Source organism: Neobacillus sedimentimangrovi (genome assembly GCF_010614825.1).
Taxonomy (GTDB): domain Bacteria; phylum Bacillota; class Bacilli; order Bacillales; family Cytobacillaceae; genus Neobacillus; species Neobacillus thermocopriae.
This window is the reverse complement of record NZ_JAAFZF010000006.1, coordinates 17860-31209: the sequence shown is the minus strand read 5'-3', so window position 1 is coordinate 31209 and position 13350 is coordinate 17860. Positions and strand designations below refer to the sequence as shown.

Annotated in this window: 12 protein-coding genes and 1 pseudogene; 10 read left to right on the top strand and 3 right to left on the bottom strand. The window is 40.1% G+C overall.

The annotated features are described in order from the left end of the window. Nucleotides 1-71 precede the first annotated feature (71 nt). Entirely contained in the window at nt 72-1244 is a 1173-nt protein-coding gene (gene rodA / locus GZA11_RS04060) for a rod shape-determining protein RodA (RefSeq protein ID WP_038537154.1), read from the top strand. A 122-nt stretch (nt 1245-1366) separates the two neighbouring features. Here rodA and GZA11_RS04055 read toward each other — a convergent pair whose 3' ends face one another. Further along, nucleotides 1367-2353 carry an ABC transporter substrate-binding protein gene (locus GZA11_RS04055; protein WP_163182972.1) on the bottom strand — a complete coding sequence of 329 codons (987 nt, stop codon included), beginning with the start codon at nt 2351-2353 and terminating at the stop codon, nt 1367-1369. Between the two features lie 218 nt (nt 2354-2571). Between GZA11_RS04055 and GZA11_RS04050 the strand changes: the two genes are divergently transcribed. From GZA11_RS04050 to GZA11_RS04030, 5 genes are read left to right on the top strand one after another with little or no spacing between them, the layout of a single operon-like run. Beyond that, nucleotides 2572-3579: a FecCD family ABC transporter permease gene (locus tag GZA11_RS04050; RefSeq protein WP_163182970.1), complete on the top strand. Its 1008-nt coding sequence runs from the start codon at nt 2572-2574 to the stop codon at nt 3577-3579. Next, the gene (locus tag GZA11_RS04045) at nt 3576-4631 is read left to right on the top strand and encodes a FecCD family ABC transporter permease (protein WP_163182968.1); all 1056 of its coding nucleotides are present in this window, start codon (nt 3576-3578) and stop codon (nt 4629-4631) included. The genes GZA11_RS04050 and GZA11_RS04045 overlap by 4 nt, the downstream gene beginning before the upstream one ends. Nucleotides 4632-4648: 17 nt before the next feature. Then, the gene (locus tag GZA11_RS04040) at nt 4649-5470 is read left to right on the top strand and encodes an ABC transporter ATP-binding protein (protein WP_038537142.1); all 822 of its coding nucleotides are present in this window, start codon (nt 4649-4651) and stop codon (nt 5468-5470) included. Continuing rightward, nucleotides 5463-6266 (top strand): siderophore-iron reductase FhuF, encoded by an 804-nt coding sequence (gene fhuF / locus GZA11_RS04035; protein ID WP_163182966.1) that lies wholly within the window; start codon nt 5463-5465, stop codon nt 6264-6266. The genes GZA11_RS04040 and fhuF overlap by 8 nt, the downstream gene beginning before the upstream one ends. Beyond that, complete coding sequence (locus GZA11_RS04030) at nt 6223-6477, top strand: DUF2573 family protein (protein ID WP_163182963.1); 255 nt, start codon at nt 6223-6225, stop codon at nt 6475-6477. Before fhuF ends, GZA11_RS04030 begins: the two co-directional genes overlap by 44 nt. Nucleotides 6478-6557: 80 nt before the next feature. Here the strand turns inward: GZA11_RS04030 and GZA11_RS04025 are convergent, their stop codons facing one another. Beyond that, nucleotides 6558-6689, bottom strand: a complete 132-nt coding sequence (locus tag GZA11_RS04025; protein WP_081905080.1) for a YuzL family protein — start codon at nt 6687-6689, stop codon at nt 6558-6560. 217 nt (nt 6690-6906) lie between these two features. On the opposite strand from GZA11_RS04025, the gene GZA11_RS04020 reads away from it, so the two are divergent. The 4 genes from GZA11_RS04020 (at nt 6907) to GZA11_RS04005 (ending at nt 12758) form a co-directional block, all read left to right on the top strand. Further along, nucleotides 6907-9291, top strand: a complete 2385-nt coding sequence (locus GZA11_RS04020) for a 3-hydroxyacyl-CoA dehydrogenase/enoyl-CoA hydratase family protein (RefSeq protein ID WP_268926748.1) — start codon at nt 6907-6909, stop codon at nt 9289-9291. 76 nt (nt 9292-9367) lie between these two features. Continuing rightward, nucleotides 9368-10543 carry an acetyl-CoA C-acetyltransferase gene (locus tag GZA11_RS04015; protein WP_038537133.1) on the top strand — a complete coding sequence of 392 codons (1176 nt, stop codon included), beginning with the start codon at nt 9368-9370 and terminating at the stop codon, nt 10541-10543. A gap of 56 nt (nt 10544-10599) precedes the next feature. Further along, complete coding sequence (locus GZA11_RS04010; RefSeq protein ID WP_038537130.1) at nt 10600-12381, top strand: acyl-CoA dehydrogenase family protein; 1782 nt, start codon at nt 10600-10602, stop codon at nt 12379-12381. A gap of 146 nt (nt 12382-12527) precedes the next feature. Then, complete coding sequence (locus GZA11_RS04005; protein WP_038537127.1) at nt 12528-12758, top strand: hypothetical protein; 231 nt, start codon at nt 12528-12530, stop codon at nt 12756-12758. 123 nt (nt 12759-12881) lie between these two features. Here the strand turns inward: GZA11_RS04005 and GZA11_RS04000 are convergent. After that, nucleotides 12882-13219, bottom strand: a pseudogene (locus GZA11_RS04000) (IS1595 family transposase); the annotation flags it as partial. Nucleotides 13220-13350: the final 131 nt, after the last annotated feature.

The window sequence follows — 13350 nt, the reverse complement described above, 5'->3', positions numbered from 1 at the left end:
GAAGTTGTGATTTGAGCTTTTTAAAAATATAATGAAGGAATGTACTAGTTCTTTGTTAAGGAGACTTCAACATGACTTCAAATAAGTACACAACTTCCAAGTTGGATTATAGTTTAGTTTTCATATTGTTATTATTGTTCTTGTCTAGCTGTATCGCCATTTATAGTGCACAAGCCAGCGGGCAGTATAATGAAAACTTTTTAGTTAAGCAAATCGTATGGTATGTGGTTGGAGGCGGAATTATTGCGGCTGTGATGCAATTAGATTCCGATCAGTTGCGTAAGCTGACTTGGTACATGTATGGCTTCGGAATTTTTCTGCTTGCGTTTTTGATTGTAGCACCATCAAGTATCGCTCCGGTCATTAACGGGGCGAAAAGCTGGTTTAAAGTCCCTGGCATGGGTTCACTGCAACCATCTGAGTTTGTGAAAATTTTTATTATCCTTGCTCTATCAAGGGTGATTGACGATCATCATCAGAAGAATCCTAACAAAACCGTACAGTCAGATTTTTGGCTATTAATAAAGCTTGGGGTTGTGACCATGGTTCCGTTGATGCTCGTCATGCAGCAGCCAGACCTTGGAACATCACTCGTTTTCCTGGCGATTTTATTAGGAATGATTTTTATTTCAGGGATATCCTGGAAAATACTAGTTCCGATTTTTTCGTTTGGTATTGCCTGTATTGGTACTATTTTCTATTTTGTATTATGGAAACCCGAAATACTTGAAAAATACTTAGGGGTAAAGCAGTACCAGTTTGGACGAATATATTCCTGGCTGGACCCTTATAACTATCAAAGTTCAGCTGGTTACCATTTAACCAAATCACTGCTTGCTATTGGCTCCGGTCAAACAGGCGGGAAAGGATATGGCAATCGTGAAGTTTATTTGCCGGAAAGCCACACAGACTTTATATTTAGTGTCGTTGGTGAGGAATTTGGTTTTATCGGGGCGAGTGTCCTAATCAGTTTATTTTTCTTATTGATTTACCATATTATTAAAGTCGCAATGGAAACGAAGAATCAATTTTACTCTTACATTTGTGTCGGAGTAATCAGCATGATCACATTCCATGTTTTTCAAAATATCGGGATGACCATTGGAGTTCTGCCAATCACCGGTATTCCTCTGCCGTTCATTAGTTATGGGGGCAGTGCATTAATGGGAAATATGTTTGCTCTCGGATTAATCTTTTCGATTCGATATCATTATAAGAAGTACATGTTTTCGACAACGGCATAATTTATCGCAAAAAAAGCGGCAAGTTAGCCGCTTTTTGTGTTTAGACAAGATTTAATAAATAGAAAAAAGCGAGGTCATGGCAGCCTCGCTTTTTTCTTAATATATTAACCTTGGGGAGGTTATTACTTAGTTAATTTTTCTTCAATGTCATCAAGCATTAAGTTTGCAGCTAGAACGCCACCTGCAGTATTCCAAATCGCATCACTTACTTCAAAGGCATTTCCGCTCTTAACTGCATTTAAATTTTTCCATAATGGATCATTTGTCCATTCTTTTGCTGTATCTAATGCTGCTTGATCACCTTGTGGCGCATAGGTGAAATAAAAGATGTAATCTGCATCCATTTTTGGAATTACTTCTTTACCAACTTCAACAGCCAAATTTCCAAGCTTATTATCTGGAGTGAACAGCTCTTCTTGCTGAGCGGCACGTTTGAAGCCTAATTGGTTAAATATCACACCAGAGAAAGAATCGGTATAATAAATTCGAGTTTTACCAGCCATAAAACGAACAACTGAAACTTCTTTATTGACTTTATCACCAAGTTTTTCTTTTACATCAGCAATATGCTTATTGAAATCGTCTAATACTTGGTTGCCTTTTTCTTCAAGGTTTACCGCTTTTGCATATAACTTAAAGTTTTCTTGCCAATCGCCACGAAGGGTTTCAGAGAAAACTGTTGGTGCAATGGCACTTAGTTGATTGTATATCTTTTCTTGACGTAGCTTGTTCCCGATGATTAAGTCAGGCTTTAATGTTGCGATTTTCTCAACATTAATTTCACTTTCTGTTCCAACTACTTCAACGCCTTTCATATCCTTGGTAATATGGTCATACCATGGATCACCAAGCCAAGACTGCACGGCACCAACTGGTTTAATTCCTAGTGCTAATAATGCTTCTGTACCTTCGTTTGTAAGAACAACCACCTTTTTTGGTGTACCTTTGATTTCCGTTTTACCCATTGCATGTTCAATGGTATAAGGTTTATCTTCTGTTTTTTTCGACTCTGTTTTGTCAGCGTTTTCTTTGTTACCGCCACCACAGGCCGCTAATAAAAATACAGCCATAACAGATAGAAGAGTCAAAACTGTTTTGAAAGCTTTCATTATGTATGTTGCCCCCTTAAGTAACTGTTAATGATAATCATTTTCAATAACAACTCTATCATAAAATGATAGACACCCTTATGTCAATATTTTATTGAAAATGATTTTCAGTAATTTTTTTCTAAACATGATTATGGTATAATTGAAAATGATTATCAAACTCGTTGATCATGCATGATACATGAAACTGATACAAAAATAGAAAGGCTTCTAAAAAGATGTTGCTAAAAAGTACTTTAATGAAATGGCTAGGCTTGGTGGCGGCGATTTTCTTATTAATTGGCTTTATGTGTGCAAGTGTCATTTACGGCTATACGGACACAAGCTGGCGGCTGGCCATCGATAGTTTTACTCATTATAATGGCTCCAATGAACATATCATTATTCAAACTGTTCGAATTCCTCGAGCATTCATTGCGGCTGCTGTTGGGGCAAGCCTAGCGATTGCCGGCGTTCTCATGCAGACATTAACGAAGAATCCATTGGCTTCTCCAGGGATTTTTGGGATTAATGCAGGTGCCGGTCTGGCTGTCGTTACAGCAATGACCTTATTTTCTGTTCATAATATGCAAGGATTTAACGCTCTTGCCTTCCTAGGGGCCACGGTAGCAGCAATAAGTGTTTATGTCATTGGGTCCATTGGACGTGAAGGGTTGACACCAATAAAGTTGACATTAGCTGGTGCAGCCATTTCAGCGATGTTCTCTTCCTTTACTCAGGCTCTGCTCGTGCTCGATGAAGCGTTGCTTGACCAAGTATTGTTTTGGCTGGCAGGGTCAGTTTCGGGACGGAAGTTGGAGACACTTGTTGCTGTCCTACCGTACATGGGCATTGGATGGCTTGGGGCGCTATTGATATCTGGAAAAATGAATGTTCTTGCGATGGGGGAAGATGTAGCTAAGGGATTAGGTTTAAATACTGGACTTGTCAAAATCTCCATCGGAATATTAGTGGTTTTATTGGCTGGGGCATCTGTAGCAGTTGCAGGGCCAATTGGTTTTGTCGGAATGGTGGTCCCACACATTACTAGATCTATTACCGGTATTGACCATCGTTGGGTTATCCCATATGCCGGTGTTATCGGTGCCATTCTGTTATTAGCTGCCGATATTGCAGCCAGATATATATTAATGCCGTCAGAGATTCCTGTAGGGGTTATGACTGCCATTATTGGAACCCCATTCTTTATTTACATAGCAAGAAGGGGGTTCAATGCACGACGATGAGTAGATATAGGAATTTTCGACTTTTTAAAGGTAAGCTATCATTATTAGCCGACCGTAAAGCGGCATTTATTTGTTTTATTCTTTTTGTCATCACATTTGCTGTTTTTGTCATCAGCACCGGTTCCGGAGAAATGAAAATTGATCCACTAACAGTAGTTAAGGTTTTATTCGGAGCAGGTCCGGAAATGGAGACATTGGTGATCCATTCATTCCGTTTGCCAAGAATAATTGTCGCATTAATGGTGGGAATTTCATTAGCGGTTGCCGGAGGAATCTTACAAGGAATGATTCGAAATCCGCTAGCTTCTCCTGATGTACTGGGAATCACCGGAGGGGCGGCCGTTTGTGTTGTAGGATTCTTAAGTCTTTTCAGCGATAAAAATCATTCCTTAACAGTCAGTATTGCCTGGCTCCCTTTAGCCGCCTTTATCGGGGCTTGTGTAGTTGGTTTATTAGTATACTTACTAGCTTGGAAAAACGGGGTTTCCCCAATCAGATTGGTGTTGATTGGAATTGGCATCTCTGCTCTCATGCAAGCTTTAACGACCCTTTTAATGGTGACCGGTCCAGTATATCAGGCTAGCCAAGCAAATATTTGGATTACTGGAACCGTGTACGGATCAAATTGGAAAAATGTATCCATACTTGTCCCTTGGGCAGTAATTTTCTTCGTTATTGCAATTGCTGCTGCTAAGTTGCTCAATCTTCAAGAACTTGGAGATGAAGTAGCGACTGGTTTGGGAGATAAGGTTCAGAAACATCGTTTTCTTTTATTAATGTTAAGTACCGCATTAATTGGGATATCTGTCGCGTTTGCAGGTGCGATTGGCTTTGTAGGTTTAATGGCACCGCATATGGCAAGAAGATTGGTCGGTTCATCATTTGGGGCATTGCTTCCTGCATCAGCGTTAATTGGCGGGATTCTTGTGATGCTCGCTGATTTGGTCGGACGAACATTGTTTTCACCGCTTGAGGTTCCTGCCGGTGTATTTACCGCCGGTATTGGAGCACCTTATTTTATTTATTTGCTTTTTAAAACTAGGAATGCTTAACAAAGGAGTTGGCTGTGATGCCAAATGCGATTGAAACGAAAAATTTAACGATATCCTATGGGGATACACTAATCATCAATGAGCTTGATTTGAAAATTCCAAAGGGCGAGATTACCGTTTTTATTGGTGCGAATGGCTGTGGAAAATCTACCTTACTGCGTTCTATTGCCCGCTTATTAAAGCCAAACTCCGGTTCTGTCCTGTTGGAAGGTAAAGCAATTGCCAAACTATCCACAAAGGAAGTTGCCAAAAAGATGGCTATTTTGCCACAATCCCCATCAGCCCCGGAAGGATTAACGGTTATGCAGCTTGTCAAGCAAGGACGTTATCCTTATCAGTCATGGCTCCGTCAATGGTCGGAGGAAGATGAGAAAAAAGTGAATGATGCCCTCAAGGCGACCCGCCTGGAGGAGTTAAAGGAAAGACCGGTTGATTCTTTGTCTGGAGGCCAACGCCAACGGGCATGGATTGCGATGACATTAGCCCAGGATACGGACATCCTTTTATTGGATGAACCAACAACCTATTTGGATTTGACACATCAAATTGAAATTCTCGATTTACTCTTTGAGTTAAATGAAAAGAATAAGCGGACCGTCATCATGGTACTCCACGATTTGAACCTAGCTTGTCGCTATGCTCATAATATTGTGGCGATCAAGGATCAAAAAGTTTATGCTCAAGGGAAACCGGAACATGTCATCAATTGTAGTCTTGTGAAAAATGTATTTGACATGGACTGTGAAGTAACAATGGACCCGCTATTTGGAACTCCGCTATGTATCCCTTATGGAAAAGGGAGATGTATTCTCAATAAGGCGGCAGCTGTCCATGGCTAAACAACTTACTGAAAAGGAGATGTTGTTGTTACAAAAATATCGTTTCAATCCGCAGTTGGAACAATCATATGCCATTACCAATCTCCTTGATGAAGTTCTTTTAAAAAAATTTATGGGGAACCTAGCAAAAGTGATTGGTGCTCCATCCGATAAAGTGGCTGCATCGATTTTTGTGAAACGATATGCTTTTGTAGCTGTAATGGCTCTTTATGCCATGTCTGTTTGGAACAAAAAACTGAATGTCAGTCTGGATACACTATGGATGGAAACGACGAAACAAGGAAATAACTGGCTACCATCCATTCGTTTAAAAGATTTAACTGTAGAAGAGTGGGAAGCCACTGCTTTGAGCCGGGCTGACTGGCGGAAAAAGGTGTTAAAAGACCTTTTTGCTAATAACATTGATCCAATCCTTTCCATGTTGGAAAAAACATTTAGGATTTCCAAACTGATTTTATGGGAAAATATTGCAGTATATTTATTTTGGCTCTATGAAAAGGAATTAAAGGATAGTAGATATGAACAAGTCTTGGACGATTTTCAATATTTAATTTTTGAAGCGGAAGGGGCTTTGTTCGGGGATTGCCATGAAAATCCACTGCAAAAATATTACACAGAAAAGGTGTACATGGCCAATGGTGAAAAAGTCAGATTGAGAAAAACCTGCTGCTTTACTTATCAGCTTAGTGGCAGCACCAAGCGCTGTAAAACTTGTCCATGTACTTATCTCGGTAAGGATGGAAGGTGTATCAATGGAAAAGAAAATATTTGCGGAGCAGTTCGAGGCCTTACTTGAAAAATATAGTGAACTATTGGTTGGAACCACGGATGAGGAAATAAAAGAAAAGGTAAAGGCCTGGGCAATATACACACATATTGCCAAATCAATGCCACAACTAGTAAATCACTGGAGTGCACTCTACCCAAATGCGCGGGCAGAAATGAAAGAAATCATCAATGAAATTAAACTGCTGAACGAAAAACATCGAGAGTCAATGAAAAAATAAAAGAGTAAAGCTTCCTAGTCCTCATTCATTCATCAAAAAAGGTGCCCAAATAGCACAATTACTGGGCACCTTTTTTATTATTATCTCTTATATTGATTATTTTGGCTGTTCTGCTTATCCACTCCGCTTGCTTCGCGGCCTGGACCAGCATTTCCTCTGACACTAGCTGCACTTACGCCTGCTTTTGATGGATTTTTTTTCATTTTAGCCATTTTCATCACCTCGTCAATAGATTCCCCTAGGTAGAGAAAATTATCATATTTAAGGTGCAGTTTATTTTCAAAAAAATTTTAATTTTTAACGATTTTTAATTGCGTAATTTTTCTAAATATTTTATAGTTAATATGAGCGAATTATTTAATGCAAGAGAAATTTTTTTTCATAAAAAAATGAATGAGTATTCATTCAAAGTTGAAGGGGGAGACAATGTTGAGTTATTTAATCAAAAAAGCAGCTGTCCTGGGTTCCGGAGTAATGGGATCAGGTATTGCTGCCCATCTAGTGAATATCGGAATTCCAACGCTGTTACTGGACATTGTGCCGCGTGAATTAACGAAGGAAGAAGAAGGAAAAGGACTTACATTAAATGACAAACAAGTACGTAATCGGATTGTAACGAATAACATTCAAAAATTATTGAAACAAAAACCGGCACCCCTGACATCTAAGAAGAATATCGATTTGATTGAAGCTGGAAACTTGGAAGACGACCTAGGAAAGTTAAAGGATGTTGACTGGATTATCGAGGTCGTGGTTGAAAATTTAAATGTGAAAAAGCAGGTTTTTGAAATGGTTGACCAATACCGAAAACCTGGCAGCATTGTCAGCTCTAATACATCCGGAATTTCCGTTGAAGCTATGGTGGAAGGCCGTTCAGAAGACTTTAAAAAACATTTTCTTGGAACACATTTCTTTAACCCACCGCGCTATCTAAAATTGTTGGAAATTATCCCGACACCATATACCGATCCAGAGGTTCTCTCTTTCATGAAAACATTTGGGGAAGATGTATTAGGGAAAGGTGTGGTTGTGGCAAAAGATACCCCTAATTTTATTGCCAACCGAATTGGGACATACGGCCTTCTTGTTACAGTAAGAGAAATGCTGAAGGGCGGATATAGTGTGGGGGAAGTTGATTCGATTACTGGACCGTTAATTGGAAGGGCTAAGAGTGCAACGTTCCGGACGTTGGATGTAGTCGGATTGGATACGTTTGTTCATGTAGCTGGCAATGTGTATGAAAAAGTAGAAGGAAAAGAGAAGGAAGTTTTCGAAGTACCGGCCTTTATGAAGAAAATGGTTGAAAATGGCTGGCTAGGTAGCAAGTCTGGTCAAGGATTTTTCTTAAAGAAAGGGAACGAAATTCTTGAAATCGATCCAAATACATTAGAATATGGCCCACGTAAAAAACTGTCTGCACCATCCATCGAGCTTGCTAAACAGGAAAAAGGAACAGCGAACAAATTGAAAGCGCTTGTTTATGCAAATGACCGTGCTGGTCAATTTTTATGGCATACATTTTCACAAGTATTCTTATATGCTGCAAAACTATTGGGGGAAATTGCTGATGATATCGTATCCATTGACCGCGCGATGAAATGGGGCTTTGGCTGGGAGCACGGCCCATTTGAAGCATGGGATGCCATTGGTGTTAAAAAATCGGTTCAAAAAATGAAGGAAGCAGGTATGGAAATCCCATCCTGGGTAACGGAAATGCTCGATAATGGGCATACATCATTCTACAAAGAAGAAAATAATGAACTTTACTTTTATCATAACGGAGAATATAAGCTCGTTGAGTTCAATCCTAAAGTGATTGACCTCAAGAAAATCAAAAAACAAAAAGGTGTAATCAAAAAGAACAGCGGAGCCAGCTTGATCGATATCGGAGACGGTGTAGCTTTATTAGAATTCCACTCACCAAACAATGCGCTGGGGCTGGATACCATTCAAATGCTTAATTTCGCTGTAGATGAAGTGGAGAAAAATTACAAAGGGCTTGTCATCGGGAATCAAGGCAAAAACTTCTGTGTTGGAGCTAACCTTGCCATGATGCTAATGGAAGCACAGGATGAAAACTATGATGAGCTTGACTTAGTTATCCGCATGCTTCATAAGGCACTATTAAAAGTAAAATACAGCTCTAAACCAATTGTTGCAGCGCCATTTGGCATGACTCTTGGTGGCGGTGCAGAGGTATGCTTGCCAGCAGCCCATATTCAAGCATCTATTGAAACGTATATGGGTCTTGTGGAAGTCGGTGTAGGCTTATTGCCAGGTGGCGGCGGTAACAAAGAACTTTACATCAAGCACTTAGAAATGATGCCAAACGGTGTTCCGTTTGACCTACAGCAGGTTGCCAATAAAGTATTTGAATTAATTGCCACTGCTAAGGTTTCCACTTCAGGTGAGGAAGCTCGAGAATATAATTTCTTAAGCCATTCTGATGGAATCAGCATAAATAGTGACCATTTATTATATGATGCAAAGCAGGCCGTCCTTGCTTTACATGAAAAAGGGTATAAACCAAGAGTTAAGAAAAAGGTACCCGTTGTTGGAGAAACTGGTTATGCCACTTTATTGTTAGGTGCTGAAGCAATGAAACTATCTGGTCATATATCTGAGCATGACATGAAAATTGCGAAGAAGATCGCTTATGTCATTGCTGGTGGCAAAGTCCCATTCGGAACCGAAGTGGATGAAGAATATTTATTGGAACTTGAAAGGGAAGCATTCTTAAGCTTAATTAAGGAACCAAAAACACAGCAGCGCATGCAGCACATGCTTGTGAAGGGTAAACCATTAAGAAATTAAGATTAACGGAGGGTTTCTCTTCTTATAAAAAAATAGATTCATATTTTTTAAATATAAGAGAAAGAGAGGGAACGAAATGAGAGAAGCGGTAATCGTAGCTGGAGCGAGAACCCCGGTTGGTAAAGCCAAAAAAGGATCGCTCGCCCAGGTTCGTCCGGATGATTTGGGAGCATTAGTAGTTAAAGAAACATTGAAACGTGCCGGAAACTACGAAGGAAATATTGATGATTTAATCATAGGCTGTGCGACACCAGAGGCAGAGCAAGGAATGAACGTGGCAAGAAATATTGGGGCATTAGCTGGTCTTCCGCACACTGTGCCAGCCATCACAGTCAATCGATTCTGTTCATCGGGATTGCAAGCAATTGCTTATGCAGCTCAATCCATCATGCTCGGTCATACGGATACGGCTATTGCGGGTGGGGTGGAATCCATGAGCATGCTACCAATGGGAGGACATGTGATTCGGCCAAACGTGAAACTTGTAGAAAAGGCTTCGGAATATTACATGGGCATGGGGCATACAGCTGAAGAGGTGGCAAAAAAATACGGCATTACACGTGAAGAGCAGGATGCCTTTGCGGTTAGAAGTCATCAACGTGCCCATAAAGCGATTCAGGAAGGCAAATTTGTCGATGAAATTGTACCGGTGGATGTAACGATTCGCTCCGTCGGAAAGGACAATAAGTTGGTGGAAAAAACCTTTCAATTTACTCAGGATGAAGGGGTTCGTCCAGATACAAATTTGGAAACTTTGGCAAAGCTTCGCCCAGCATTCTCGATTAATGGCTCTGTAACCGCAGGGAATGCTTCTCAAACAAGTGACGGGGCAGCCGCTGTCATGATTATGGAGCGAAAAAAGGCAGAAGCACTTGGCTTAAAGCCGCTTGCTAAATTTAAGTCATTTGCAGTAGGCGGTGTACCACCTGAAATTATGGGTGTCGGTCCTGTCGTGGCTGTACCAAAAGCGCTGAAGCTTGCGGGACTTGAATTGTCTGACATCGACTTATTCGAGTTGAATGAAGCTTTTGCTTCACAGTCCATTCAGGTCATCCGGGAACTTGGTCTAGATGAAGAGAAAGTGAACGTAAACGGTGGAGCCATTGCCCTTGGACACCCGCTTGGTTGTACAGGAGCAAAGCTTACATTAACACTAATAAATGAATTAAAACGCAGACAAAAACAGTTCGGTGTTGTAACGATGTGTATCGGCGGAGGCATGGGTGCTGCAGGCGTATTTGAACTGCTTTAAAAAGAACACTGCTGACTTAAGTGGCAGCTTTCAAACTAATTTAGGAGGAATTTTACATGACTGAAATAAAAAAGGTTGTAAAGGGCGGGAGCTTTTTAATTGATGATCTTTCTTATGAAGATATTTTTACACCGGAAGATTTTTCAGATGAGCATTTAATGATTGCACAAACAGCGGAAGACTTTGTTGAAAAAGAAGTACTCCCACAACTTGAGCATTTGGAGAACCATGAATTTGATCGCACGGTTAAACTGTTAAAGAAAATGGGGGAACTGGGCTTGTTAGCCGTCGATATCCCTGAAGAATATGAAGGACTTGGCTTAGATAAGATCACTTCCTCTGTCATTACTGAGAAAATGGCTGGTGCTGGCGGATTCTCCCTTTCTTATGGAGCGCACGTGGGAATCGGCTCTCTCCCAATTGTTTTATTTGGAAATGAAGAGCAAAAGAAAAAGTATCTTCCGGCTCTCGCTTCCGGAGAAAAAATTGCTGCTTACGCTTTAACGGAGCCAGGCTCGGGATCCGATGCTCTTGGGGCAAAAACAACAGCTAAACTTAATGCGGCTGGCACTCATTATATTCTAAATGGTGAAAAGCAATGGATTACGAACGCCGGTTTTGCAGATGTTTTTGTCGTATATGCCAAAATTGATGGAGAGCACTTCTCTGCTTTTATCGTTGAAAGAGATTTTCCAGGCGTTTCAACTGGGGCGGAAGAAAAGAAAATGGGAATTAAATCTTCCTCCACTCGAACGCTTATTTTGGAGGATGTGTCTGTACCGGTAGAAAATCTATTAGGTGAACCTGGAAGAGGTCATGTGATTGCCTTTAACATTTTAAACATTGGTCGTTATAAATTGGCTGTAGGCGCTATCGGAGGAGCGAAAAAAGCATTTGATATGACCGTGCAATATGCAAATGGACGCAAACAGTTTAATACACCAATTTCTCAGTTCAATTTAACGAAAGAGAAATACGGTACGATGGCTTCGAAAATATATGCGGCTGAAAGCTCTGTTTATCGAACTGTAGGTTTATATGAAAATAATCAAGGCAAGCTTTCTGCAGAAGAAGTAAAAGATATTAAGAAACTAGCAAGTGCCATTGCTGAGTATGCGGTGGAATGCTCGGTCAATAAATTTTTTGCAAGTGAAGTTCTATCTTATGTCGTTGATGAAGGAGTGCAAATCCACGGGGGATACGGATATATGCAGGAATATCCAATTGAAAGAGCTTATCGGGATGCCCGCATCAACCGCATTTTTGAAGGAACAAATGAAATCAACCGCCTGCTCGTTCCTGGAACCTTGGTGAAAAAGGCAATGAAAGGAGATCTACCATTATTCCAAAAGGCTATAACCCTTCAAGAAGAAGTCATGATGTTAATGCCGGAAGAACCAGGCAATGAGCTACTTGCTCAAGAAAAATATTTGTTGAAAAATGCGAAGAAAATGGCGCTTCTCTTAGTTGGATTGGCCGCTCAGAAATATGGCAAAGCCCTTGAAAAAGAGCAAGAAATCCTTGCAAACATTGCTGACGTCGTGTCTAATGTCTATGCAATGGAATCTGTCGTATTACGCACGGAAAAGGCCATTAAAAAAGACGGTGCTGATAAGCATAAACAAAAGGTTCTTTATACACAAATCTTCTGCCAAGAGGCATTTAATGAAATCGAAGCGAGTGCCAAAGAAACACTTATTGCTGTTGAAGAAGGTGATATGTTACGCATGATGCTATCCATGCTTCGCAAGTTAACTCGTCACACTCCAGTGAACGTCATTGCGAAAAAGCGTGAAGCGGCTGATGTTCTAATCGAAGCTGAGCGTTATGTAGTGTAACGATAAATTTGGGCTTCCTTCATAAATGAGGGAAGCTTTTTTATTTTAGGCTTTTTTCTAAAAGATTGTTGCTAAAAGCAAAATAAAATTTATATTATTAACAAAAAATGTAGATTTTGTTAAAATTTTATTTAGGAGATGAGAAAATGAAAAGATTTATGATTGTTTTGACGACACTTGTTTTAACAACAGGGCTTCTTTATTTAGTAGGGCATATATTTACCATTCCGTTGTTAATGTTTCATCACAAATATATAGATAATTTAAACGGCTTCTACATTACAAGCAGTTCTTTGATTCCTTTAATGATTGGTTTAATTGTCAGTTTTTTTGCAGAAAAAATTTATGTTTATAAGTTCCGACAAGGGGCTGTCTAAAAAGTCCATTTAAGAGAAAAATGAACCCAAATTAAAAACCCAAGAATGTTGATTTAACAGCATTCTTGGGTTTTGCTTTTATAAAGATTTCGGCTGAAATACCACTTTCCGGACAGCCCCTTTTTATGCTCTTATGGATGCAACAGTTGTAAAGTTCACTCGTTGGCAAGAACAAAGAAGCATTCCCTTTACACCGGCATTTTCTTATTCAATTCAAGAATACGATGCCAAAAAAGGTAATTATCAAGGTATTTGGTTGCTAAACCTTGAAATCGATTCATCCACTTTTTCAAACGAGTATGATACCCGTTAACGTTTTGAATATGGTAAATTCCTTTCTTTGTATAGATCCCTTTACGAACATTGATGGCTTCGTGTTGTAAGCCCTTCATTGTAGCGAATTTTTTGTAGTTTGTCGCTGTATCTGTGCATTGCAAAGCAGAGGTGTCGATATGATTTCCGTCTAGAAGCTTTGCCTCTTTCTGGATAATTCAACATTAATTATTTCAGTAGGAGAGCACCACAGGAAGGCTACGGTAGTTTATGCCTCGCACTACTGGCCGCTGCCCAGGGGCGTTCCGCTTTTCTGAAT

Excerpts from the sequence above, each read along its gene's own strand:
- rodA (WP_038537154.1), top strand. The coding sequence starts at position 72 with ATGACTTCAAATAAGTACACAACTTCCAAGTTGGATTATAGTTTAGTT.
- GZA11_RS04005 (WP_038537127.1), top strand. The coding sequence starts at position 12,528 with ATGAAAAGATTTATGATTGTTTTGACGACACTTGTTTTAACAACAGGG.
- GZA11_RS04040 (WP_038537142.1), top strand. The coding sequence starts at position 4,649 with ATGCCAAATGCGATTGAAACGAAAAATTTAACGATATCCTATGGGGAT.
- GZA11_RS04015 (WP_038537133.1), top strand. The coding sequence starts at position 9,368 with ATGAGAGAAGCGGTAATCGTAGCTGGAGCGAGAACCCCGGTTGGTAAA.
- GZA11_RS04045 (WP_163182968.1), top strand. The coding sequence starts at position 3,576 with ATGAGTAGATATAGGAATTTTCGACTTTTTAAAGGTAAGCTATCATTA.
- GZA11_RS04010 (WP_038537130.1), top strand. The coding sequence starts at position 10,600 with ATGACTGAAATAAAAAAGGTTGTAAAGGGCGGGAGCTTTTTAATTGAT.
- GZA11_RS04030 (WP_163182963.1), top strand. The coding sequence starts at position 6,223 with ATGGAAAAGAAAATATTTGCGGAGCAGTTCGAGGCCTTACTTGAAAAA.
- GZA11_RS04050 (WP_163182970.1), top strand. The coding sequence starts at position 2,572 with ATGTTGCTAAAAAGTACTTTAATGAAATGGCTAGGCTTGGTGGCGGCG.
- GZA11_RS04025 (WP_081905080.1), bottom strand. The coding sequence starts at position 6,689 with ATGGCTAAAATGAAAAAAAATCCATCAAAAGCAGGCGTAAGTGCAGCT.
- GZA11_RS04055 (WP_163182972.1), bottom strand. The coding sequence starts at position 2,353 with ATGAAAGCTTTCAAAACAGTTTTGACTCTTCTATCTGTTATGGCTGTA.
- fhuF (WP_163182966.1), top strand. The coding sequence starts at position 5,463 with ATGGCTAAACAACTTACTGAAAAGGAGATGTTGTTGTTACAAAAATAT.